The organism is Glaciimonas sp. CA11.2, from assembly GCF_034314045.1.
Classification (GTDB): Bacteria; Pseudomonadota; Gammaproteobacteria; order Burkholderiales; family Burkholderiaceae_D; genus Glaciimonas.
In genome coordinates this window covers 1,907,469-1,930,819 of record NZ_JAVIWL010000001.1, presented here as the reverse complement: position 1 = coordinate 1,930,819, position 23,351 = coordinate 1,907,469, and the positions used below count along the sequence as shown (strand labels likewise).

At 50.4% G+C, this 23,351-nt stretch carries 21 protein-coding genes; 7 read left to right on the top strand and 14 right to left on the bottom strand.

Features of this window, described 5'->3' with window-relative positions:
• Nucleotides 1–139: 139 nt before the first annotated feature.
• The 8 genes from RGU75_RS08265 to RGU75_RS08230 form a co-directional block, all read right to left on the bottom strand.
• Nucleotides 140–1,294 (bottom strand): D-alanyl-D-alanine carboxypeptidase family protein, encoded by a 1,155-nt coding sequence (locus RGU75_RS08265; RefSeq protein ID WP_322234803.1) that lies wholly within the window; start codon nucleotides 1,292–1,294, stop codon nucleotides 140–142.
• Nucleotides 1,295–1,559: 265 nt separating this feature from the next.
• Complete coding sequence (locus RGU75_RS08260) at nucleotides 1,560–2,210, bottom strand: alpha/beta hydrolase (RefSeq protein ID WP_322234801.1); 651 nt, start codon at nucleotides 2,208–2,210, stop codon at nucleotides 1,560–1,562.
• 155 nt (nucleotides 2,211–2,365) lie between these two features.
• Nucleotides 2,366–2,734, bottom strand: coding sequence for a (2Fe-2S) ferredoxin domain-containing protein (locus RGU75_RS08255; protein ID WP_322234799.1), 369 nt, complete (start codon nucleotides 2,732–2,734; stop codon nucleotides 2,366–2,368).
• Nucleotides 2,735–2,779: 45 nt separating this feature from the next.
• A complete protein-coding gene (locus RGU75_RS08250) occupies nucleotides 2,780–3,931 on the bottom strand; it encodes a VanZ family protein (RefSeq protein WP_322234796.1) in 1,152 nt (383 codons plus the stop codon).
• A gap of 189 nt (nucleotides 3,932–4,120) precedes the next feature.
• Nucleotides 4,121–4,741: an ABC-type transport auxiliary lipoprotein family protein gene (locus RGU75_RS08245; protein WP_322234795.1), complete on the bottom strand. Its 621-nt coding sequence runs from the start codon at nucleotides 4,739–4,741 to the stop codon at nucleotides 4,121–4,123.
• A gap of 19 nt (nucleotides 4,742–4,760) precedes the next feature.
• Entirely contained in the window at nucleotides 4,761–5,708 is a 948-nt protein-coding gene (locus RGU75_RS08240) for an MlaD family protein (RefSeq protein WP_322234794.1), read from the bottom strand.
• A gap of 8 nt (nucleotides 5,709–5,716) precedes the next feature.
• Nucleotides 5,717–6,529, bottom strand: a complete 813-nt coding sequence (locus tag RGU75_RS08235; RefSeq protein ID WP_322234792.1) for an ABC transporter ATP-binding protein — start codon at nucleotides 6,527–6,529, stop codon at nucleotides 5,717–5,719.
• The gene (locus RGU75_RS08230) at nucleotides 6,529–7,602 is read right to left on the bottom strand and encodes an MlaE family ABC transporter permease (protein WP_416186857.1); all 1,074 of its coding nucleotides are present in this window, start codon (nucleotides 7,600–7,602) and stop codon (nucleotides 6,529–6,531) included. Before RGU75_RS08230 ends, RGU75_RS08235 begins: the two co-directional genes overlap by 1 nt.
• A 259-nt stretch (nucleotides 7,603–7,861) precedes the next feature.
• On the opposite strand from RGU75_RS08230, the gene RGU75_RS08225 reads away from it, so the two are divergent.
• From RGU75_RS08225 to RGU75_RS08215, 3 genes are read left to right on the top strand one after another with little or no spacing between them, the layout of a single operon-like run.
• Entirely contained in the window at nucleotides 7,862–8,812 is a 951-nt protein-coding gene (locus tag RGU75_RS08225; RefSeq protein WP_322234789.1) for a biotin--[acetyl-CoA-carboxylase] ligase, read from the top strand.
• A 2-nt stretch (nucleotides 8,813–8,814) separates the two neighbouring features.
• A complete protein-coding gene (locus tag RGU75_RS08220; protein ID WP_322234787.1) occupies nucleotides 8,815–9,600 on the top strand; it encodes a type III pantothenate kinase in 786 nt (261 codons plus the stop codon).
• A gap of 14 nt (nucleotides 9,601–9,614) precedes the next feature.
• Entirely contained in the window at nucleotides 9,615–10,412 is a 798-nt protein-coding gene (locus RGU75_RS08215; RefSeq protein WP_322234785.1) for an SPOR domain-containing protein, read from the top strand.
• Between the two features lie 52 nt (nucleotides 10,413–10,464).
• Here RGU75_RS08215 and RGU75_RS23960 read toward each other — a convergent pair whose 3' ends face one another.
• From RGU75_RS23960 to RGU75_RS08205, 3 genes are all read right to left on the bottom strand, one after another.
• Nucleotides 10,465–10,662 (bottom strand): cysteine-rich CWC family protein, encoded by a 198-nt coding sequence (locus tag RGU75_RS23960; RefSeq protein WP_416186795.1) that lies wholly within the window; start codon nucleotides 10,660–10,662, stop codon nucleotides 10,465–10,467.
• A 51-nt stretch (nucleotides 10,663–10,713) separates the two neighbouring features.
• Nucleotides 10,714–10,959 carry a hypothetical protein gene (locus tag RGU75_RS08210; protein WP_322234783.1) on the bottom strand — a complete coding sequence of 82 codons (246 nt, stop codon included), beginning with the start codon at nucleotides 10,957–10,959 and terminating at the stop codon, nucleotides 10,714–10,716.
• A 283-nt stretch (nucleotides 10,960–11,242) separates the two neighbouring features.
• Nucleotides 11,243–11,899: a glutathione S-transferase family protein gene (locus tag RGU75_RS08205; RefSeq protein ID WP_322234781.1), complete on the bottom strand. Its 657-nt coding sequence runs from the start codon at nucleotides 11,897–11,899 to the stop codon at nucleotides 11,243–11,245.
• 154 nt (nucleotides 11,900–12,053) lie between these two features.
• Between RGU75_RS08205 and RGU75_RS08200 the strand changes: the two genes are divergently transcribed.
• Together RGU75_RS08200 and argB are read left to right on the top strand one after the other, a co-directional pair.
• On the top strand, nucleotides 12,054–13,277 hold the full coding sequence (locus RGU75_RS08200; RefSeq protein WP_322234779.1) for a polyhydroxyalkanoate depolymerase: 1,224 nt from the start codon (nucleotides 12,054–12,056) through the stop codon (nucleotides 13,275–13,277).
• Nucleotides 13,278–13,799: 522 nt separating this feature from the next.
• Nucleotides 13,800–14,702: an acetylglutamate kinase gene (gene argB, locus RGU75_RS08195; RefSeq protein WP_322234777.1), complete on the top strand. Its 903-nt coding sequence runs from the start codon at nucleotides 13,800–13,802 to the stop codon at nucleotides 14,700–14,702.
• Between the two features lie 128 nt (nucleotides 14,703–14,830).
• Here the strand turns inward: argB and RGU75_RS08190 are convergent, their stop codons facing one another.
• Together RGU75_RS08190 and ycaO are read right to left on the bottom strand one after the other, a co-directional pair.
• A complete protein-coding gene (locus tag RGU75_RS08190) occupies nucleotides 14,831–15,547 on the bottom strand; it encodes a pseudouridine synthase (RefSeq protein WP_322234775.1) in 717 nt (238 codons plus the stop codon).
• A 179-nt stretch (nucleotides 15,548–15,726) separates the two neighbouring features.
• Entirely contained in the window at nucleotides 15,727–17,448 is a 1,722-nt protein-coding gene (gene ycaO, locus RGU75_RS08185; protein ID WP_322234773.1) for a 30S ribosomal protein S12 methylthiotransferase accessory factor YcaO, read from the bottom strand.
• 489 nt (nucleotides 17,449–17,937) lie between these two features.
• Here ycaO and RGU75_RS08180 point away from each other — a divergent pair, with 489 nt between their 5' ends.
• On the top strand, nucleotides 17,938–19,125 hold the full coding sequence (locus RGU75_RS08180) for an acyl-CoA dehydrogenase (RefSeq protein ID WP_322234771.1): 1,188 nt from the start codon (nucleotides 17,938–17,940) through the stop codon (nucleotides 19,123–19,125).
• A gap of 302 nt (nucleotides 19,126–19,427) precedes the next feature.
• On the opposite strand, the gene RGU75_RS08175 is transcribed toward RGU75_RS08180, so the two are convergent.
• Nucleotides 19,428–20,048, bottom strand: a complete 621-nt coding sequence (locus RGU75_RS08175; RefSeq protein ID WP_322234769.1) for a DNA-3-methyladenine glycosylase I — start codon at nucleotides 20,046–20,048, stop codon at nucleotides 19,428–19,430.
• A 448-nt stretch (nucleotides 20,049–20,496) separates the two neighbouring features.
• Here RGU75_RS08175 and RGU75_RS08170 point away from each other — a divergent pair, with 448 nt between their 5' ends.
• Complete coding sequence (locus tag RGU75_RS08170; RefSeq protein WP_322234768.1) at nucleotides 20,497–23,202, top strand: sulfite reductase flavoprotein subunit alpha; 2,706 nt, start codon at nucleotides 20,497–20,499, stop codon at nucleotides 23,200–23,202.
• The last annotated feature ends 149 nt before the right edge of the window (nucleotides 23,203–23,351 follow it).

Sequence of the window (23,351 nt, the reverse complement as noted above, 5' to 3'; positions counted from 1 at the left end):
CGGCGCGCGAAAAAAATCCACGTTGACCATGCAACTAGCCAATGAAGTCACATCATCGCCACATAACTGCGCCCCGGTCACGTGCATGACAGGGGCGCTATTCACTCATTCACTCATTCAACCGATTAATTTGAATAGACTACCAAAGCTTCTTGAAGAACAAACGAATCGAATCCCAGATCCGGCCAAAAATACTCGCCTGATTCACTTCTTCCAAGGCCAGCACATCCAACTGCGTCAGCGCGGTATCGCCCACCATAATCTTCAATGTGCCGATCTTGTTGCCGAGGCCAATGGGAGCGATGAGCGGATCTGTACGCTCCAATACTGGTTTGATTTTTTCGGCGACACCTTTTGGTACCGTCACGAATATGTCGCGGTCAAATCCAACCTTGATTTCGCTTTTTGACCCCTTCCATACCTGCGGCGTGGCCAGCGCCTGTCCCTTTGAATAGAGCTTGACGGTGTCAAAGTTCTGGAAACCCCAGTTCAATAATTTTTGCGCTTCCTGCGTACGCGTCTGGTCGGAGTTGGTCCCCACAACAACTGCCAGCAAACGACGTTCGCCAGTACCATTGGGACGTTTGGCAGATGCAATAATCGAATAACCGGCGCTGTTAGTATGACCGGTCTTCATGCCATCAACAGAAGGATCGGACCAGAGCAAGCGGTTGCGATTGGGTTGTTTGATCTTGTTATAGGTAAACGTTTTTGTTGAATCGATTTTATAAAACTCTGGAAAATCAACGATAACGTGGGCGGCAAGTACCGCCAGATCCCGTGACGTTGTGTAGGTATCGGCGCTCGGCAGGCCATGCGGATTGCCAAAGTGGGTCGATTTCATGCCCATGCGCTGCGCTTCGCGGTTCATTTGCACCACAAATGCGTCTTCAGTACCGGATACTGCTTCGGCCAATGCCACTGCTGCGTCATTACCCGAAACTACCATCAGGCCATATAACAGGTCACTGATCGATACCGGCGTCGCTGGATCAATAAACATTTTCGAGCTGCTCGGATCAACTTTCCAGGCGCGTACGGAGACGGTCACCATCTGATCGAGCGTCAGTTTTTTGTCCTTCAGAGCGTCAAACACGACATAGGCGGTCATGATCTTGGCTAACGATGCGGGTTCGACGCGTAAATCGGCATCTCCCGAGGCAACGATTTGATTGCTGGTGGTATCCAACAATAACCAGGATTTGGCAGCGACGGATGGCGGTGGCAATGTCTGGGCAAAAGCAACCGAAGCGGACAAGAGTGTTGCAGCTAAGGCTGCGAATATTTTTTTCATAGGGTATAAGTGAATGAAATCGGTGAAGTCGGTGTTAAGGACGTTGGCACGACAGACAGCAAACAGCTATCGCACGGATGAATAGGTAGCAGAACCAGAGGGTAAAGACGCACTTAACCAGGGAACTACAAAAAAACAATTAACCGGAATTATAGCCTCCTCAGTTGCGCAAGATAACGTGGTCACGATTTCAAGTCCAATATCGACAAAAATCGCCGAACAATGACATGCCATTTCGACTCATTATTTTGTGTGCATAGCCGCTTTAGCCGGCCTTGGATTCCCGATGCCACATTTCGACCATCAAGTTCTTAATATGTTGCAATCTGCGATGAAAAAAATGATCCGCACCAGGAATGACGATAACCGGAATGTCTTGCGGACGCGCCCATTCAAATACCGCACTTAACGGAATGGTTTCATCGAGTTCACCATGAATCAAAATACTGTTTGCGGGAACTGTCGGCATTGGCCATTTTCCAGCAGCAGTGCCAACCAATACCAACCGTTCTGCTGGCGAACCGGCCGTAATCAACCGTTGCTGCAATTGTGACTGCACAAAAGTGCCAAATGAAAAACCACCAAGCGCTAGTGGCAATGCGGGATATTTTTCGCGCATGTGGACCAGCAACGCGGCCATATCATCGGTCTCACCACGACCTTCATCGTAGACCCCGGAAGAATTTCCGACACCGCGGAAATTCATCCGAACCGCCACATATCCCAATGCCAGAAATCCACGCGCCAAGGTTTGTGCAACCTTATTGTCCATGGTTCCGCCATATAGCGGATGTGGGTGGGCGACCAGCGCCAAACCTCTTGGCTCTGGAAATTGATCCGAAGCGGGAAGGTCCAGCGCACATTCAAGTGCGCCAGCGGGACCGGTAATAGAAAAAGAGGTGGTCTGTGCGTTCATGTCTTCTCGTTTGATTCTCAACGAATTGGCTGACATACCCGGCGACTAAAAATAGTATCGCATTCAGGGGGATTTTTGTTCGTCCATGTCAGCCAATGATAGAAATAATAAGGCGGATATTATGCTGAAAAATAATGACGTATAAACTCTCGGAATTAAATTTTCAAACGCTCAACGATTTTTCCACCGACGATATGCACGTCGATAATTTCGTCGATGTCCTCCGTATCGACGTAGGTATACCAGACGCCTTCTGGATAAATAACTAACGCAGGGCCTTCTTCACAACGTTCAAGACAACCGGCTTTATTGATTCTGACCTTGCCGTCGCCAGCCAGACCGAGTGCTTTGATACGGCGCTTGGCATGCTCTTGGGCGGCTTGCGCGCCGTTATTGGCACAACATACTCGATCACCCGGTGCGCGCTGGTTTAGGCAAAAAAACACATGATGGGCATAAAAAGGCGGTACGGAGCCAATTTCTGTTGGTTCGGTGGAGGGAATTTCGCTCAGGTTATCGCTCATAGCTGGACAGCTCTAAAAAGAAAGTAGTTAGGATAGTTAATATAATCATACACCGGAGTCATTTCGTTTCGCTCGGTGCATAGGGTGGAATAAAAACCAAAGCGTAAAAAATGGCCACAAAAGTGCTAAAAACTGCGCCGCACCATTGAAATTTAGAAATTTACCTAATGACCATGTTTGTAACGTTTCGACGTAGTAAGGATTGTCCGGGATAACATTAACAAAGACCAAACTGACGAACACCGCCAATGCCGCAACCCAGCGTTGCACGCGCTGCGGTGTAAATCCAAATGTAACCAACACCACGGCACCGACCAGCAATCCGGTCAACGCTCCCGGGGTTAACCAGACCAGCACATTCTCCGGGGTAAATAATAACGCGGACGCAAATGCTTTTACCGAAAGCGTTACCCATATCAATAGGAACGTCAGTGCGACTTTCGGCGCGTCTTTGCGTAACACGATCATCAGCATTAAGCCCGCACTGACCAGACCACAAGCGGTAATAATCGATTCCGTCATCCAGTATTGTTCGGCCGATAGCTGTACGTCGTTGGTCATCCATGCGGCCAGATCAATCGGCTGCTCAAACCAGTCCGACAACCAGGTCGACAGCATGGATGTGACTTGCCCAAACCCGAACAGATGATTCAATGGCGCCAGTTGCGCCAGCGGCCACAATGCAATCATGACCATGCCATGGCTGGCTTCACGATTGAACCACCGTTCCCGCAGCAACAGCAATTTGTTCTCCGGACTAAACCGATAGCGGAAAATAGCGCCAATAATGCTGCCTGACAGCGCACCGATACTGTTGGTTAACAGATCAAGATTGGATGACACGCGCGTGGGCAGATACGTCTGCACCGCTTCCATCACTCCCGAAAACAAGATGCCGGCCAAGGTGACCAGGATGACTGTCAATGTCAGTGGAATTCTGCGCGGCAGCACCAATACGGTCAACAGCCCGAGCGGCATATAGCCGACAATATTGGTCCAGACGTCAAATAAGGTCCAGTAATGCGGCAGCGGTGCCGATAAGAAAGCCCACGGCGTCAATCCAACGTCGCGCCACCCGCTGAACGGATACCAACTGGCATAAATAATCAGCAGCAGGTATATCAATAAACTGACACGTGCAAACGATGACGACGGGGATGACGAGCTACGCTCAATAATTAATGACGAACCAGTCATTGCAATCTGTCCTTATTGCTTAAAAGTAAATTTTACCGGCATAAGTTTAACCATCCGGTGATGATTTTATGAGGGTGGGATTAGACAGCGCGTACTGCTAGTCTGAATCAAGATTGTTTCTGCCATATTTCGGCGGCTATTTTTGCAGGTGCTTCTGTTGGTACTGCTGTCATAGTCCTGGTTTTTCAGCTACTTCTTCAACGGCAACGCCGCTAACCATTCCATCAGATCATCAATTAATGCATCATTGGCAACTGAAAAAGCGCGTGCACCGCCAGCGGCGTCTGGAGTGGGCGTAGCAACTGAATGGCTGAACATCTTCTGGCCTAGCAAAAGTCGGCCATTAAAGATGGACGCCCGAATGGTGACCTTTACGACGCTATGCGAAGCGCTGTCGAAGATCTGGCTGAAATCATCCATGTCGATCCGCAATACTGGAACATTAAGTGCTCCGTCCGAAACAGAAACCACCGCACCGCCAACCTGACCGAAACGCGCCTTCAGACGCTGGCTGAATAACTGCGCCGGTGACATGGTCCAGCGTGAAGTCGCATACGGGCGCAATTGCAGATCATTCGCATAAGCTAACCTGTACATCATCATCGTATTATCCAATCCTGCTGGCGCAGTAACGTCTGCCAGACTGATAGCTGGCAAGGTCATCATCGCCGCAGTCGGCGAACTTACAAGCGCTGGTAAAGGGCCAAAATCATACCGGGCATAGACACCCGCTGGCGCAGCGCAACCGCCGACCAAAACCACAATGGACAACACCAGTACAGCTTTAAAGAGCGCATTCAATTTGTTCATCGATTTCCTTATGCCTATTTTATTTGACAGGGGCAATAAAACCCGCTTCGCCCGGCCCCGGCGGCACGCCTTTGCTGCCAAACAAAATACTTTGCGGTTGCTGATTAAAGTGTTCTAGCGTCTCGTTCAATGCACGTACCGACGAACGCGCCTCTGACGCCAGCACATTAAACCGTGGCAGCGCGTCGTATTGCACACTATCGGCGACTGATCCCACGTTCGCCATTGTTGCCGACAATCTGGACACCGCGCCATTCGGACCCTGTAAACTGGTGCTCAAGGTATTCAAAGTATGACTCAGTACAGTCATATTTTGGGATAGGGTCGTAATCGACATCAATGCCTGATTCAGTTGCTCGGTCATCGCCGGTAGCTTGGCGAGAGTCGGCTCTAACTGTCGCGGTATCGATTCAAACGCATTCGCCGTTTTACTGACATCACTAAACGCCGCCACCATCACTTGTTGATTCGCAGGGGCGAGCAAACCATTTAATTTGGCAACGGTTTCTTCTGCCTGCAACAAAATTGCCGCGCCTTTGGTTTGAATGTTATCGAACAAACTCGGCCGCAGCGTAATGCGCGCCGGTTTACTGGCGCTGCTGGCCAGTTTGGCAGGATTGCTACCATCATCATCCAACTGTATATAGGCAATCCCTGTCACGCCTTGATAACCCAGCGTACCATACGTGGCCGGCGTCATCGGGGTATCAAGATTAATTTTCAGGCGAATTAGAATCTGCCCCGGACTTTGCGGATCGAAAACAATCGTATCGACTCTGCCAACGTTGAGACCGCGATACCGGACGTCCGCCTGCGGATTAAGGCCCGGAACCGACAGCTTGGTGGCGATTTCATACGGTACCCGCTGCACGCGGTCACCGTTGAACCACATGACGCCAAAGATCGCCGCCAACAATAAGACGACGGTAAATAGTCCGGCAATTAACGCATGTGCTTTATTTTCCATAATGCTGCCTATCCTACTGTGTCCTGCTCACAATGCGCCGAGAGGAAGAAATTTTCTATAAAGGGATGTTTGATCTTCATCACCTGCTCGGGCGTGTCGTAGGCAAGAACGTGTTTATCGGCCAGCACAGCGATTTTGGTCGACATCGCCAATAACGATTCCAGATCATGGGTAATCATGACAACCGTCAAGCGCATATCCTTATGCAGCGACAGAATTAGTTTAACGAACGCTGCGGACGACGCAGGATCCAGGCCAGCGGTGGGTTCATCCAAAAACAATAATTCTGGCTCTAGCGCCAACGCCCGCCCCAGGGCAACGCGTTTAATCATGCCACCCGATAAATCAGAGGGCATTTTAAGCGCGTGCTCGGGACCAATGCCGGCTAATTGCAACTTCAGCAACGCGGCATCCAGAATCAGACTTTCCGGTAATGCACGCAGCTCACGCAGCGGCATCGCCACATTATCCAGCACCGTCAGCGCAGAAAATAACGCGCCCATCTGAAACAACATTCCCCAACGGTTTTGTAACGCAGCCATTTGATCAACGCTAGCTTTACTGATATCCAACCCTAAGACCGATACGGTGCCGCGCGTAGGTCGATTCAGGCCCAAAATTTGGCGTAAGAGCGTAGTTTTTCCAGAACCGGAACCACCGATCACGCCAACAATCTCACCCTGTTCAATCGTCAGATCAAGGTCTTGCAGAACAACTGTCTTGCCGAACTGGGTCCAGAGTTTGTCGACCTGAATGACCGGCTGCGGGGCTGGCGTTAATGGTCGAGTCGATAAAAGTGGATTGCTCAGCAAATTAGTCATCAAAATCCAACCCCGCTAAACAGAATTGCAAACACCGCATCAGCAAGTATCACAATAGTAATCGCGCTGACCACGGAGGTTGTTGTACCTTGACCAAGGCTTTCAGTGTTAGGTTCAATGCGCAAACCGAAATGACAAGCGACCAGGGCGATCAGTCCACCAAATACCGCACCTTTGCCAAGCCCAATCAGATAGTTGGGCAAAGGGACTGCGCCCGGCAATTGCTGTAGAAAATACGTCGGTGACAATCCGAGTTGTAACTGCGCCGCGGTCATCCCACCGAGTAATGCAATCGCATCCGTCCAGATCACCAACAACGGCATCGCGATCAATAAAGCGATCACACGCGGCAAGATTAAACGGAAGCCATGCGGCAAACCCATTACCTCCATCGCGTCGAGTTCCTGCGTCACCCGCATCACACCCAGTTGCGCGGTGATGGCAGAACCGGAGCGCCCCGCCACTAAAATGGCTGCCAGCAATGGTCCCAGTTCGCGGATGATACTCATCCCGAGAATATTGACGAGATAAATGTCGCCGCCAAAAGTGTGCAATTGCTGCGCGGAGAGAAACGATAACACTACGCCAATCAGAAACCCGACAATCGCAGTAATTCCCAACGCCTGAAAACCGATGTGGTAAATGTTTGCGGATATCTCTTTCCACGGTGCCCGACGCGGCGTGCGCACCATGCGGTTGAAGTCCAGGATAAATTGTCCGAGTAATGCGACGAAGCCGCTCAGATGATCCAATCCGACGCGCGCCCAATCATAAATGACAATCAACAATCGCCGTCGCGGTGGTGGCGGTGGCAAAGATAATGGCCCAGCATCTTCGAGGCGCTTGAAGAAATCCTTTTGCTGACGCGTAAGCACCAGCGAATCCGGGCGTTTTTTTCCCCATGCGTTCCACAATAATTGCGCGCCGATATGATCGAGCGCTGTAACCTGCGACAAATCCCATTGGAGAGATTGCCGTGCAGCGCGCCTTGCCAGCATTTTCAATCTTGACTGCAGCCCTCGCATAACGCCCGGTTGCGCCATCGCATTGACTTGCCAGTTTCCGCGGACCATTGCCACGCGTGTATCGACATTGACATCGCCACTACCACCGTCCTCGGTCTTGTTATCACCTCCATCATGAAGATGAGCGAGAGCGATCGCGGGGAGTTGGACATCGGATTTTGGCATGCATCAAGTTTAAGTGAGAATGGATACAAAATCTCGCCGCACCAAGACTTTTATACGCAAAATACTTATCCTCGTCTCCATCAATGGCAAATACACACCAAGAAATAATTGACGACAGCGCGCATCCGCTACAATGCGCGGCATGACATCTACTCTTTCTGCAGAGCGCATCTTTGCACTTTCGGCATCACTTCCCGATCACATCACAATTGAGGTCGTGGCTGAGACCGGCTCCACCAACGCCGACCTTCTGACGCTAATACAAAACCCGCAAGGGTCACAAAATGGGTCATCCGGTCTAAACGCGCACCACAACGGCGACGCGATTATTGGACCGATGCTGCGCATTGCCGAACAGCAAACCGCTGGTCGAGGACGCGCTGGACGCACTTGGCTTTCGGCGCCATCCGCTGCGTTGATGTTTTCGCTGGCATGGCGTTTTGATCGCCCCCTACAAAAATTGATTGGCTTGCCGCTAGCCGTCGGCGTGGCGATTGCTGACGGCTTAAACCAGTATTTGCACCAGACTTTTGGCGCCGCTCAGGAGCAGGAAAATGCAGAGACCGATTTCGGCATTCGATTAAAATGGCCTAACGATCTGCTGTTAGTGGACGGCGAGAGCGACGGCAAACTGGGCGGCATTCTGATTGAAACCGCGAGTGGCAGCGCTCAGCCCAACGGGTACGCCGAGCGTTCCACTTGGGCGGTGATTGGTGTCGGTATCAATCTTGCCATCCCGGTTGATATACAACAGCAACTTGAGCGCAAGATAGCCAATTTGCCAAGATCAGGACCCGATAGTTGCCCTGTCGAGGCTGATCGCAACGCGCTAATGGCGACGTTACTATCCAACCTGACCCACGCATTACAACAATTTCAAAACGATGGCCTCAACCCATTTGTGTCACGCTGGAATCAACTCCACGCGCATGCAGGACAACAAGTGGTTATTCTGGATCAGGGTAAGGTTTTATATGAGGGCACAGCGCTGGGGATTGATAAGATCGGTCGATTTTTGTTACAAACCGCGCAAGATGCGTTACCTGTCGCTATCATGGCGGGCGACATTTCGCTGCGGGTAAAGGAAACGTAAGAATGGGATTACTGTTAATTGATGCTGGCAATACGCGCATAAAGTGGGCCTTGGCAACTATTCCGACCCTCGGCCATGCCACCGCTCCTCCTATATGGCGAGACATTGGCTCTGTGGCGCATAACGAAATTGCGGAGTTGCTTGGCCTTTGGCGCGGCCTTCAGATAACGCGCGTGTTGATTTCCAATGTCGCGGGCAGTAAGGTTGGTGCACGTCTGCATGAAATATTGCAACTGGCCTTCGATAGCAGTATTTTGCCGGAATGGTTTGCCTCCGTGCCGCAGCTGGCGGGCGTTCGCAACGCCTATCGCAATCCCATGCAACTCGGTTGTGATCGCTTTGCTTCGGCAATCGGCGCACATCGGCTATATCCACAACAAGCCCTGTTATTGGCAACCTGCGGCACCGCCACGACGATTGACGTCATCAATGCCGACGGCACGTTTATAGGCGGTATGATCTTGCCTGGATTGGGCTTGATGGCGAACGCATTGGCGCACGGCACGGCACAGTTGCCACGCATCCTTGACCATGTCGTGATCACGACACCATTTGCGGACAACACCGAGGATGCCATCATGAGCGGTTGTATCGCCGCGCAGGTTGGCGCAATTTCGACCGCATTGACGCTGCAAACCCAACATCATCCGGGAATGGAAATAAAATGTATTCTTACGGGTGGAAGTGCTGGCGTTATTGCACCCTATCTGACATCGCCCCATGAAAGAGTTGACCATTTGGTCCTGACTGGCCTGTGGACCAGCATTGCCGCAGAAACCGAACGTTGAGCGAATAACACTTTATGTTGAAAATATTTTTCTGGTTGCTGCTATTAATCAACGCAGGTTTGTTTGCGTTACAGCACGGCTATGTGGAGGGCATCGGCCTCATCTCGAACGGAAGAGAGCCCGCCCGTTTAACTAACCAATTGCAAGCGGACAAAATTAAATTGGTTCCAGTAACCGAGGCTGAGGGTGAAAAAGGCAATAGCGCAAGGACCAACCAGAACGGTGTGACTAATTCAAATAGTGCAAATAATGCAAATAATGCCGCGATTACCTCAACCGCTAATCTAGGTGGTGGCGAGAAAGATGGCACAGACAGTGCTGCCAACAGCGCCTTTGCCTGCACTGAAGTAGGCAATTTCAGCGCTGCTGAAGCAAGGCGATTTGCCAGTCAGTTAGCTGAAGTCGCGCCAACCGTGCAGCCAATCCGCCGCCCAGTGCAAGAAATTGCCAGTTATCGCGTGTACTTGCCTTCGTTTGGGAGCCAAGACGCGGCGAATAAAAAAGGGGAGGAATTGCTCGGCCTTGGCATCACCGATTTCTTTGTCATCCAAGATGCGCCACCGCTCCTTTATGGCATCTCTCTCGGCACATTCAAATCTGAAGAGGCCTCGCAAATTCAGGTTGCCCGCCTGGAAGAAAAGGGTCTGATCGGCATACGAGTAGAAGCGCGTAAGGCAACAGCTGGCAAGGTGGCCTTCCAATTACGGCTGTTAAACGCTCAGACCTCGGCACAGTTAACCAAGGTCGTCGCCACCTTTACCCACAAGGAAGTGCGTAGCTGCGATGAAGCGACACTTCCCGAACGAAGTTAAGCGAAATCGGCACTTTTCGAAGGCTAAAGACTATTTGTCGGATTTAAACTTGCTACAAAAGCAATAAAATTTGTAAACATTCCGGACAGCAGCAACCTGGTTGCGCTACATTTGACGATATTGTGGGCGTTGTTGCCAACATTAATGGCACAGGCATTAGCGCCGGTAGCGCCTGACACCAACAAGTCGACGCGCTGCGCGAAAGGACGCCGCAGATAAATTGCCTCTTGCAAACGAAACATTCCGCCATGTTGATTCCCCACTTCATTGCGCCCCGTTATTCTTACCCTCAATGGGTCCCTTAACGCTGCTCTGCACGATAAAGTATCCCACAGGAATCAGCGAATACCCAACACACTAGCGGCGATTGCCTCTTGTTTTGCCGCAAATTAGCAAATTCATTGGCGCTTGTCCGCAGCAAAATCTCATAAGAACTACGAAAAAAGAAATTCACGTTGCCGACCTGGACCGTGTGTAAGCGGATGTCATTTTCACGCACCATATTGGCACCCATCATGCATCCAAAAGGAGCGTCTGATTGCACCATGATAAGGCAACTCTACTCTTCAGTATCAAAGAGGCGTAGCGCTTTTTTACCTATGAAGGGAAATAATGAACCCAAGGAAACGCAAAGGAAATTCGACAGAATCAATGCAGTCAAAAAAATCCCACCTTGACTAAAGAATGAGATTTTTTAGCGTCATTTTTACGCTGGCAATGGACTATTCAGAGACATTAAAGCGCGATGTCAGGTATCGGCCCTAAAGAATAAAAGAACAATCACAAAAGAAAATACAGAACTAGATGCCTATACGGCAATTAATCAATGATTAAAACTCAGCATCAAGTTCCTCAATCTCGACCGGTTCCAACTTCGCCGCTTCCACCCATTCTTGCACTTGCGGCAAAGCCATAATACATTCGCAATAGGCTGCACAAACGGCGTCCAACTTGACGTTGTATGTCAAAAAGCGCGTTACCACTGGCGCATACATAGCGTCTGCTATACACGGTGTCGCGCCAAACAGATATGGTCCGCCATACGTATTAAAGCATTCGTGCCAGATGGTGACAATGCGATCAATATCGGCTTGCGCTCTCGCCCAAACCTTGAATTCCTTAAATTGGCCCCGCAAATTCATTGGCAACGCGGAACGCAGAGCAGAAAATCCTGAATGCATTTCACCGCAAACGGCGCGACAATGTGCACGCGCACCGCGGTCAGCTGGCAGTAAACCCGCCTTAGGCTTGATTTCATGTAAATATTCGCCTATCGCGAGGGTATCCCACACTTTAACCCCGTCATGCAACAAACAAGGTACCAACATCGACGGTGCCAGTAATAGGATTTCGGCACGCATAGCCGGATCATCAAGCGATATGATCTGCTCATCAAATGGCAGTTTGGAGAATTTAACCAGTAGCCAGCCGCGCATCGACCACGACGAATAATTCTTGCTGCTGATGGAGAGAGTAGCTTGTGCCATGATGCAGATTCCCTAGTCATTAACGCATGTGGGCGGAGTCGCTCGATAATCGACAATTTCAGAAACAGCTCAGCAAACTTCATGCCAGAAATTCGATGGCCTGCAACTTGCTAATGCCTTTCAGCATCGCCCACTCTCGGGCAAGGGAGCACTCATGAAGTATCAAGTCTATCAAGCGCATTCCGACATGATGGCGGGGATGCGTTTATTTACACAGGCCGCCGTCACGGCCATGTCCCACCCTTTTTTAAGTGCGGCTCCAGGCGTTCGTAAACTTTCTGCAGCTTATGAGATGTTTGCAAGCACTGAAGTTACCCACACCCGACCCGACTTTCGCCTCAACACCATACACGTAGGCGAAGGAGATAGCACTCACGACGTACTGGTGCATGAAGAAGTCGCGCACGTCATGCCGTTCTGCACCTTGCTGCATTTTAAGAAAGAGGGGGTGACCGATCAGCCGCGCGTACTCATCGTCGCACCCATGTCCGGCCATTTCGCGACGTTGCTGCGTGAAACTGCGCGCACTATGCTGGCGGATCACGACGTCTACATCACCGACTGGCACAATGCCCGGGACGTACCGTTAGATGCTGGCCCTTTTGGCATGAGCGAATACGCACTTTATCTCATCGCATTTCTAGAGGTGATGGGCCCGGGATCGCATATGGTGGCAATCTGCCAGCCTTGTGTATCCGCTCTGGTTGCCACTGCCATCATGGCCGAAGATGGTAATCCCGCCCAACCGCGTAGCCTGACACTCATGGCCGGGCCAATTGACACCCGGGTCAATCCGACCGGAGTGAACGAACTGGCCACCAGCAAGCCATTTGAATGGTTTGAAAAGAACCTGATTAGTACCGTCCCGCAGCGCCATCCCGGCGGCGGGCGCCGTGTGTATCCCGGATTCCTGCAGCTTTCCGCGTTCATGAGCATGAACCTTAAACGCCACGTGAATGCATTTAAAGGGCTGTACTCCGATTTGGTGGAAGGCGCGCTGGAAAAAGCCAACACCACTCGCACCTTTTACCAAGAGTATTTCGCGGTGCTAGATATGACAGAAGAGTTTTATCTGGACACAATACGCGATGTGTTTCAGGAGTACGCGTTGCCGTTGGGCAAGCTGGAATGTGCTGGACGCCTGATCAAACCCGCGGCGATCAAACGCACCGCTCTGTTGACCGTAGAAGGAGAACATGACGACATCTGCGCAATCGGGCAAACGATGGCTGCGCACGACCTTTGCAGCGGCATTCCGGGCTACATGAAGTCACACCACATGCAAACCGGTGTCGGACATTACGGCGTGTTTAGCGGACGACGCTGGAACAAAGAAGTCTATCCGATCGTCCGTGAAATGATCCACGTCAGCCAATGACGGATGTAAATCTGCAATGCTGATTGCACCGGGTGTGCTGCGATCCCTCACACCCGGAGTTAATACAATACCAAGAAAGTACACATCGTTGCCATAACCAGTACATTTTAGGCAAGGCATGAAATGTGTAAATGCTGGCGCGCCACCGCATTTTTTACTTCAACCCGCCCCCGACCCGCACCACATTATCCTCTACGATGACTGCGCTCAGCTTTGGTCGTGACGCCTTGCATCAAACTTTGACATCAATTCGGTTAATAATTATTTAGCAATAAAATTGATCGATGTAATCCTCCTTTGCGCCGTCATTTATCAGCGATTATCCCGATCAAAAAGGGTGATTGTGTGTTTTATCCGAACATCCCTGCTTTGCACCCAACAAGCTCCGACTTTTCCATGTAAAATCGCGCCCATTGCCGCACACCTAATTGCGGATTGCTGTTGGCCAATTTTGACCTCGCAGACATCCACGCTTATCCACGGCTCTTTGCTCACCTTTTTCAGACTATCGCAGGATATCCCATGCTCGACTTGACCGATGAACTTGCCAACATTCCTCCAAAAGTAAAAGCCGGAATTCTGGCAGAGGCATTACCGTATATCCGAAAATTTCACGGCAAAACCATTGTCGTCAAATACGGCGGCAATGCGATGACAGACGAACGCCTTAAACATGGCTTCGCCCGCGACGTGATTTTGTTAAAACTGGTCGGCATGAATCCGGTAGTCGTGCACGGCGGCGGTCCGCAAATCGAAAACGCACTCAAAAAAATCGGCAAGCAAGGTATCTTTGTTCAGGGCCATCGGGTCACCGACGAAGAAACCATGGAAGTCGTCGAGTGGGTATTAGGTGGCGAAGTGCAGCAAGATATCGTGATGTTAATTAATCACTACGGCGGTCAGGCAGTTGGCTTAACCGGCAAAGACGGCGGTCTGATTAGGGCACGCAGGATGAAAATGCCGGACAAGCAAAATCCAGGACAGTTTCTGGATATTGGCTTCGTCGGTGAAATCGAGGCAATCAATCCTGCCGTGGTAAAAGCGTTGCAGGACGATGCCTTCATTCCTATTATTTCGCCAATCGGTTTCGGCGCAGACGGTCAGGCTTACAATATTAATGCCGATGTCGTAGCGGGCAAAATAGCGGAAATCCTGCACGCAGAAAAATTGATCATGATGACCAATATCGCTGGTGTTCAGGATAAAGAAGGCAATCTGGTAACGGATTTGTCAGCACGCGAAATTGACGAAATGTTTGAAGACGGCACCATCTCTGGCGGTATGCTTCCAAAAATTTCGTCGGCGCTGGATGCCGCCAAAGCTGGCGTCAACGCAGTCCATATTATCGACGGTCGCATTGAACACTCATTGCTGCTAGAAGTCTTGAGTGAGCAGGCTTTCGGCACCATGATCCGTTCGCATTGATCTAAATATGCATTCCGTTGGCGAATCTCTTCCAAGATTGCTAATGACAGAATGAGCAAAACAAAATAGGGAGAAAAAGCCAAACGCTTTTCTCCCTATTTTTTTTAGCCGCGGTTTTAGGATCAATCTCAGGCCGGTATCAGCAATGCCCGTTGTTCCGGCGTCAAATAACACCAATCCCCTTCTTCCAACGCCAGAGAGGCCAGCGTCATTGCACCAATTGCCGTGCGTTCCAGCGCGACGCAATGATTTCCGGCTGCGGCCAACATGCGCTTAACCTGATGATATTTACCTTGCTCAAGCACGATCTCAATATGTTTATCGTCAATCATGGCGCAACTGACCGCCTTCAACGGAGCCGGCTCATCGTTTAATTGCACGCCATCTAACAATTGCGCGACCAGTTCTGGTGTCACCGGATCGTGCGTGGTCGCGACATACACTTTAGGAACATGGCGCTTCGGCGAAGATTGCGCATGAATAAAAGTGCCGTCGTCCGACATCAACAGCAAACCCGTCGTGTCATGATCCAGGCGACCAACCGGTTGCAGTTCGCGCCAGGTAAATTCCTCCGGCAAGATCGACAAAACGCCCGGATGATGACTCGGCTTACGGGAGCACTCAATATTCGGCGGTTTATGTAAAGCAATATAGACGCGCTCGCGATATACCCATTCCTCATCAAACAACACAAAGACCAAACCATCGGTTGCGATCTTGGCCCGGTAGTCGTTCACTACTTCACCATTGATGCTGATTTCGCCATCATCAATCAACGTGCGGCAATATTTGCGCGTACCGACACCCTGTGATTGCAGGATGCGGTCTAAGGTTAATTTGCTCATAGATTTAATTATTAAAACAGTCAATTTCAACCGCAAAAAGCGTGCGAATTACGTCGACAGAAAGCGCGGGTCAAGACGTTAGGTAGTCATTCGAGTCGATGGTAGCCCAAAAAAATCGCCTGTAGTCAAGGCCACAGACGATCTTGAGTTACTCCGAGCTTCCTATCATGCTTATTGCCTCACTTAGCCACTTGTACCTTGGCATAAGCCGCCAACCAGCGCTGATGCATATCGCAACCTTCGAGATTCAGGCCCGGCGATTTGATACCAAAGAACCGTTGTTCACGATTCAGCAATGCATGCGCTTGCAGCACTGTTTCAGCGCCGTATAGGTGTTGCAAGGCGGCGGCGTAAGGTTTGGCATCATCTAAACCGATCAGGCTTTCGATGCAACGATAAACCAATTGACGGTCTGCGCTAATTTGATTGAAGTGACGTATCCAGTCACAGCCTTCACGAATCGCTTCACGGTCGCCGATGGCCAATGCCAGGAGCGTTTTCAATTCACCGACACGTAGTTCTTTCCACAACGTACCAACGTCGGCAACCAAACCGATCAATGCAGCAACTGGTCGCTGATCTGCTAATCCCAATTCATTCAATTCACCCAGCAAATCGGTGCATTCTTCATCGTCCAGATCTGCCAGGAACAGAATCGGTTCGCGGATTTCATTGCCAACGCTGACGTTATCCCACTCCAAATCTTCGACAGGGTAAATGTCTGACATGCCGGGTACTAGAATCCGGCACGCATAGACGCCCAAATGGGTGAAGTCGGCGATATAAATATCGTGACCCTTGGCATGAATGGCGGCGATCGACCATGCATAATCTTCGGCAGTGGTGTTGCTGAAGTTCCAGTCGCTGAACGCGAAATCCGGTGTATCACGCAAGAAGTTCCAGCTGATGATACCGCTGGAATCGACGAAGTGAATTTCCAGATTCTGTGAATGTGCAATTTCTTCCAGATCAAACCCCGGCTCCGGAAAGCCGCCTAATGCATCCAGCGCGCGGCCTTGCAGCAATTCAGTCAATGCCCGTTCCAAGGCGATTTCAAAGCGCGGATGAGCGCCAAAGCTGGAGAAACAGCCTTGGTCCGTTGGATTTAATAAGGTGACATTCATCACCGGATATTGCCCGCCGAGCGACGCGTCTTTGACCAGAATACCAAAGCCTGCGGCACGCAAAGCGCGAATCCCGGAGGCGATACGAGGATAACGTGCGATGACTTCTTCCGGCACATCCGGCAAGCACAGACCATCTTTGATGATGCGGAACTTGACGTCGCGCTCAAAGATTTCCGACAGTGCCTGGGTGCGTGCTTCGGCTTCCGTGTTACCGGCTGACATACCGTTACTGGCGTACAAATTGCCGATAATGTTAACCGGGAACCAGACGGTCTCGCCATCACGTTCGCGTACGTAAGGAATCGCGCAAATGCCGCGATCTTCGTTGCCAGAGTTGTAATCGACCAGCATCGTGGCATCGACTGTGCCTTCCGGATTATAGAATTTTTGCAATTCCGGGGTCAGCAAACCCGCTGGCCATGTTTCGCTTTCGTCATTCAGTTCAAACCATTTTTCACGTGGATAATGCACAAATGGGCCATTCGCCACTTTTTCACCTAGGTAAAAATGGGTCCAGAAATAATTACACGAAAGCCGCTCAAAAAATTCGCCCAACGCACTTGCACGTGATGCTTGTTCAGTCGCGCCTTTGCCATTGGTAAACAGCAACGGGCAATCACGATCACGAATATGCACCGACCAGCAACCATCGACTGGATTAAGCCATGATCGTTCTTCGATATGAAAACCAAGCGCCTCCAGCTTGCCTTGCATAGAGCTGATCGACGATTCTAGCGAGGCGTCTTTGCCGGGGATAAAGTGTTCTGTTGACATGTGAAATCCTGAAAAGGTAAAAATAGGGAGTGACGCGGTCGAGTAGCATTGCAAGGTGTCTCATGGCGCTATGACGGTGCGATGACGATGCGACGATATTGCGATGCAGTCGACGAAATACTGAACCGAACAGAAAAGTAGCAAAAATACAACTAATTTCCCTTATTTTTTGCGAATGACGTGATGATACTCGCGTCTATCCCGCTACGGAAACCGATCATCAAGATGCGCACAAACAAAATCACATACAAAATGATAATGGCCACGTGAGAGCCCAAGTCAAATCGGTAGATAAACAGATACAAAATACGTACAAATCGATTACCATAAAATGATCAAAGCGCCATCACGGCGAAGCTGCAATCAGCAATCTAACGAAATCTATCTATTCCAATTAGCCCGAAGTGAACCTGAAAATGCGGTCTCAAAACAACGACCAACAGCAGCGGTCAATATAGCAATCACGCAGAACATCAACCGGAAAATTACATGGCACAACCTAAAGCAGCTTTCAATTGGTCTGACCCGTTATTGCTAGATCAGCAACTAAGTGACGACGAACGCATGGTACGGGACGCGGTCCGTGCTTATGCGCAAGACAAGCTTGCGCCGCGCGTTCTGCTTTCGTTTCGCAATGGCGAAACCGATCCGAGTATCTTTCGCGAGATGGGCGAGCTAGGATTGCTAGGCGCGACGATCCCGACGGAATACGGTGGCGGTGGCTTAGGTTATGTTGCTTATGGGTTGATAGCACGCGAAGTCGAACGCGTTGATTCTGGTTATCGTTCGATGATGAGTGTGCAATCGTCGCTTGTAATGGTGCCGATCAATGCTTTTGGCTCCGAAGCACAAAAGCAACAATACTTACCCTCGCTGGCAAGTGGAAAAACAATTGGCTGCTTCGGTTTAACTGAACCAAATCATGGCTCTGACCCGGGCAGTATGGTCACACGTGCCAAAAAAGTTGACGGCGGCTATCAGTTATCAGGCGCAAAAATGTGGATCACTAACTCGCCGATTGCCGATGTTTTTGTGGTGTGGGCCAAAACTGAGGATGACGTGATTCGCGGCTTCATACTGGAAAAAGGCTGGAAGGGATTATCAACGCCAGTGATTCACGGCAAAGTCGGCCTACGCACATCAATCACTGGCGAAATCGTGATGGATCAGGTGTTTGTACCCGAAGAAAATTTGCTCCCGGGCGTGAGGGGCCTAAAGGGGCCTTTCACATGTTTGGATTCTGCACGGTTCGGCATCGCCTGGGGCGCACTCGGGGCCGCCGAAGACTGTTGGCATCGGGCGCGACAATACGTGCTAGATCGTCAACAGTTTGGACGACCTTTGGCGGCAAATCAGTTGGTGCAACTCAAACTAGCAAATATGCAAACCGACATCACACTGGGATTACAAGGCTGCTTGCGACTCGGCCGAATGAAGGATGAAGGAACCGCTGCGGTTGAAATTACGTCCATGATGAAACGCAATTCGTGCGGCAAGGCGCTGGACGTGGCACGGCTTGCACGCGACATGTTAGGTGGCAACGGTATATCCGATGAGTATGGCGTGATTCGTCATATGGTGAATCTGGAAGTGGTCAATACCTACGAGGGAACACATGACGTGCACGCATTGATTCTTGGTCGGGCGCAAACAGGGATTCAGGCGTTTTCCGGTTAAGGATCGATAGCGTGCACTAACTAACTTGCGTAATTTTTAAGAATGCGGACTTCAACTGATATTGACCCGAGGTGACGTTGGTGATTTTCAGGTGAAGTCTGCACTGTTACACACCATTCCCGATTTTACTTTTCGGCGAAACTTAACTGCTCTGTTCCAGCCACTCCTTTACCTTTTAGGACTGCCGTAAAACCATCTCAGCAACGGGCTTACCAACCCTGCCAACGAAGACAGTACGCTAATACGGGGCCGCCGAGGTGGCTAGGAAAGCACAACGCAGTTGGGGCGATTGACGTAAGCCCTCACTTCTTCTTGGACTTCTTCCCACTATGATGGCGGAAGCATTCACCTGTGTGATCGTCAACCAGACCAACGCCTTGCAGGTAAGCGTAAATGATGGTCGAACCAATAAATTTAAATCCGCGTTTGAGCATGTCTTTTGAAATGCGATCGGAAAGTGGTGTTTTCGCAGGGCTGGGATTCCCACTAAACCAGTTACCCCGCACTGGCTTGCCATCGACGTAAGCCCATAAAAAGGCATCCAATCCACCTAACTCATCGCGCAAACGCAAATAGGCTTGTGCGTTATTAATTGTCGCAGCGATTTTCAGACGATTGCGGATAATGCCAGCATTCGCCATCAATTCCGCCACCTTATCGGCATCATAGCGCGCGATTTTTTCGGCATCCCAATGGTCGAACGCAATCCGATAATTTTCACGTTTATTGAGAACAGTTTCCCAACTGAGACCCGCTTGCGCGCCTTCCAGATTGAGCATTTCGAATAACCGCGTTTCGTCGTGACAAGGCACACCCCACTCTTCATCGTGATACTGCAGGTAAAGAGGATTCTTGAGATTAGCCCATCCGCAACGTGTGAGATTGTCGATAATGTCCGCCGCTATTACGGGTTTGATCGTCATGGTGGTGTGAATCACTAAAATATAAACAAATGAGAACTGACGCTTAATCAATCCTACCGCCAACCAACTAGAAGATACGCTGCCTGATTATACTGAGAAACATAGAATAACTGTGTTTTTGTACAGTTACTTTAAAATCTGCTTTTACTCTTTCTTTATCTTTTTAAACGAAACGACCGTAACAACTGCCTTAAAACTTGGGGAGCTTACATAATGGTCGAACAGGTCTCGCGCTAAATATTCATTTAATGCGAATGATAATGATTACTATCCCAAGCTATAATGCCGCATAATAATCCCGAATAAATAACAAGGTGAGCATAGACCTTCCGATATGAAACACGTAGCGTTGCAAAATTGTCTGCATAAAAAACGCAATCTGCAATGCAACGACAACGGTCGAAAAATCTGCCAGCCACTCACCACTCTTCCCTTTTGATTCCCCGATATGGTTAAGAAAATCTTATTTCAAGTGCATTGGTTCATCGGCATTATTGCCGGAACTTTGCTCATGCTGGTTGGCCTTTCGGGTGCGATATTATCGTTCAGGGAAGAGTTGCTGGATCTTCTGAACCCCGGAGTGATGACGTTATCCTCTAACAAGATCACACCACTGACGCCGGATCAGTTGATCTTGCGGATACAGAGCGCACAACCATCCCATCCTGTCGCACAGGTGACGGTCTTCGCCGACCCACATATGGCGGCGCGGGTCAATTTTGCGCCAGAGCCGGGCGCAAAACGTGGCGAACTACGGTATGTCAATCCGGTCACTGGCGCGTTGCTTCCAGCATTGCAAGGTGATGAATTTTTTTCCTTTGTGGAACGGTTGCATCGCTGGTTCCTTCTTCCTAGAGACATCGGTAAAGTGGTCGCAGGAAGTGTCGCGCTGTGCCTGCTATTTCTGGCGCTGTCCGGACTATATCTCCGCTGGCCGCGGCGTCCGCTGGCGTGGCGCAACTGGACCAATATCAATTTTTCAATGACAGGACGTGCGTTTTTGTGGAACTTGCACTCGGTGGTCGGCACCTGGGCGCTAGTGATGTATCTAGTCTTTAGCCTGACCGGTTTGTATTGGGCCTTCGACTGGTTTAAAGATGGGGCAAATTGGCTGGCCAATGACACGCCAAGTGCCAAACAAATGCCATCTAAACAAGCCGATGGGATGCAAAAAACAGGTGCCGGACGCGGTGATAAATCTTCTGGACGACGCCAAAAACCGGACGATGCAACGGCTTCATCGAATGATTCCGCGAGTCATCTGGATTTGACACTGACATGGCAGGCGTTTTTGGAAGAGACGGCAAAAACCGGCGGCTACAGTAACGCCCGTTTGCGCTTGCCAGAACAACCCGGTAAGCCAATCCAAATTTTCTACCTCGACGCAAACCCGCCGCATGAAAGGGCCCGCAATCAAATGCTGATTCAGCCACAGACGGGTAAAGTTTCTAAAATTGAGCGCTATGTCGACAAATCTGCTGGCGGGCGCTTGATTGGCAGCGTGTACCCGCTTCATATGGGCAGTTATTTCGGACTAACCGGCCGCATCATCATGACGCTCGCAGGGCTCGGACTGCCGCTCTTCGGCATCACAGGCTGGATGTTATATCTGGATCGTCGGCGTAAAAAGCGCATGGTGCGCACCGAACGTGCCGCACTTGAAAACGTCACTGGCCCCAAGATCGATCCTGCTGGTTCCACGCGCGATAACGTAGTATCAACACCGCCACTGCCACCACTCCTGATCGCCTTCGCAAGCCAGTCCGGATTTGCCGAGAGTATCGCCTTACGCAGTGCAGCCGCGTTGCAGGCGGCTGGCGTATCGGTGTCTATACAGTCTTTTGCGACGTTGGACCCCGAGCGTTTACGCCATTTCCATCGCGTGCTATTGGTTGCCAGTAGTTTTGGCGAGGGCGATCCACCGGATAGCGCACGACGCTTTGCCCGACAATTATCCCCATTATCGCCATCCTCACGGCATTCTTTACCAGATCTGCGCTACGGCATTTTGGCATTGGGCGACAGCGCTTATCCACAGTTTTGTGGTTTCGGCCATACTTTGGATCACTGGCTACAAAATCAGGGCGCGCAAGCATTTTTTCCGATGATAGAAGTCGATAACGGCGATAGCGCTGCATTATCCCGTTGGCAGCATTCTTTAAGCGAAGTTGCAGGCACGACAATAGCCATTTCGGTAACTACGGAATCTGACGACCAACGTTCACCAGGTGCTTACCAATCATGGCGACTGAATGCGCGCCGACAATCCAATCCAGGCAGTCAGGGCGACCCTATTTTCCATCTGGAATTTTCCCTGCCGAACGCAATCCAAACGCATTGGATTTCTGGCGCATTGGTTGAAGTCAGACCACGCCATTCGATTGCGCGCGTCGATTTTTTTCTCCAACAACTGGCGCTGAAAGCGGCGACAATCATCACCCATAACGGCGAAGAAATCACACTCGGTGAAATATTGTCTCGGAGTATATTGCCGCATCACAACAACGAAATGCTGGCGGTCACCGCGCAACAATTAGCCGATCAATTACAACCGCTCGGCACGCGTCGCTATTCCATCGCCTCAATTCCAAACGATGGCAGCGTCCACTTATTAGTGCGTCAGGTTATGCATGAAGATGGTGTTGGTCTGGCATCCGGTTGGCTTACCGCACACCTTCCGCTGGGTTCTGAAGTAGAGATGCGTTTGTTGCCGAATCCTGCCTTCGAGTTGATTGCTGCTGACGCACCGTCCATATTCATCGGTAACGGTTCCGGTATCGCTGGTTTGCGCGGTCATTTGCGTGCGCGGGCGCACGCCGGCCAGCACACAAATTGGTTGTTATTCGGTGAACGCAATCTGGCGCACGATTTCTTGTATCGCGATGAAATTCAGCAATGGTTGACTGACGGCGTCCTCTCTGGCGCAGATTTCGCCTTTTCGAGAGATCAACCAGAAAAAATTTATGTTCAGGATCGTTTGCGTATGGCGGCGGATAAATTGCGCAAATGGCTCCAGGACGGAGCGGTTATTTACGTTTGCGGAAGTCTGGATGGAATGGCCGCAGGGATTGACAGCGTACTCACCGACATTCTCGGCGAAGCGGCGCTGGATGACTTGATCGCCAAAGGGCGCTATCGGCGCGATGTGTATTAAATAAAAGCCTTAGTGCCGCTCGAACTAACGTCGATGTTTGTTCAAAAAACAGCGCTGAAAACAGCGCTGATTGAGCACAGAAAAATAGTTGAAACAGCGCAACATCCCATTTTATTTGCCTTATTTTATATTCCGTTGCAGAGACCAAT

Coding starts and splice junctions, on each gene's coding strand:
- RGU75_RS08265 (WP_322234803.1), bottom strand. CDS start 1,294: ATGAAAAAAATATTCGCAGCCTTAGCTGCAACACTCTTGTCCGCTTCG.
- RGU75_RS08260 (WP_322234801.1), bottom strand. CDS start 2,210: ATGAACGCACAGACCACCTCTTTTTCTATTACCGGTCCCGCTGGCGCA.
- RGU75_RS08255 (WP_322234799.1), bottom strand. CDS start 2,734: ATGAGCGATAACCTGAGCGAAATTCCCTCCACCGAACCAACAGAAATT.
- RGU75_RS08250 (WP_322234796.1), bottom strand. CDS start 3,931: ATGACTGGTTCGTCATTAATTATTGAGCGTAGCTCGTCATCCCCGTCG.
- RGU75_RS08245 (WP_322234795.1), bottom strand. CDS start 4,741: ATGAACAAATTGAATGCGCTCTTTAAAGCTGTACTGGTGTTGTCCATT.
- RGU75_RS08240 (WP_322234794.1), bottom strand. CDS start 5,708: ATGGAAAATAAAGCACATGCGTTAATTGCCGGACTATTTACCGTCGTC.
- RGU75_RS08235 (WP_322234792.1), bottom strand. CDS start 6,529: ATGACTAATTTGCTGAGCAATCCACTTTTATCGACTCGACCATTAACG.
- RGU75_RS08230 (WP_416186857.1), bottom strand. CDS start 7,602: ATGGTCCGCGGAAACTGGCAAGTCAATGCGATGGCGCAACCGGGCGTT.
- RGU75_RS08225 (WP_322234789.1), top strand. CDS start 7,862: ATGACATCTACTCTTTCTGCAGAGCGCATCTTTGCACTTTCGGCATCA.
- RGU75_RS08220 (WP_322234787.1), top strand. CDS start 8,815: ATGGGATTACTGTTAATTGATGCTGGCAATACGCGCATAAAGTGGGCC.
- RGU75_RS08215 (WP_322234785.1), top strand. CDS start 9,615: ATGTTGAAAATATTTTTCTGGTTGCTGCTATTAATCAACGCAGGTTTG.
- RGU75_RS23960 (WP_416186795.1), bottom strand. CDS start 10,662: ATGGCGGAATGTTTCGTTTGCAAGAGGCAATTTATCTGCGGCGTCCTT.
- RGU75_RS08210 (WP_322234783.1), bottom strand. CDS start 10,959: ATGGTGCAATCAGACGCTCCTTTTGGATGCATGATGGGTGCCAATATG.
- RGU75_RS08205 (WP_322234781.1), bottom strand. CDS start 11,899: ATGGCACAAGCTACTCTCTCCATCAGCAGCAAGAATTATTCGTCGTGG.
- RGU75_RS08200 (WP_322234779.1), top strand. CDS start 12,054: ATGAAGTATCAAGTCTATCAAGCGCATTCCGACATGATGGCGGGGATG.
- argB (WP_322234777.1), top strand. CDS start 13,800: ATGCTCGACTTGACCGATGAACTTGCCAACATTCCTCCAAAAGTAAAA.
- RGU75_RS08190 (WP_322234775.1), bottom strand. CDS start 15,547: ATGAGCAAATTAACCTTAGACCGCATCCTGCAATCACAGGGTGTCGGT.
- ycaO (WP_322234773.1), bottom strand. CDS start 17,448: ATGTCAACAGAACACTTTATCCCCGGCAAAGACGCCTCGCTAGAATCG.
- RGU75_RS08180 (WP_322234771.1), top strand. CDS start 17,938: ATGGCACAACCTAAAGCAGCTTTCAATTGGTCTGACCCGTTATTGCTA.
- RGU75_RS08175 (WP_322234769.1), bottom strand. CDS start 20,048: ATGACGATCAAACCCGTAATAGCGGCGGACATTATCGACAATCTCACA.
- RGU75_RS08170 (WP_322234768.1), top strand. CDS start 20,497: ATGGTTAAGAAAATCTTATTTCAAGTGCATTGGTTCATCGGCATTATT.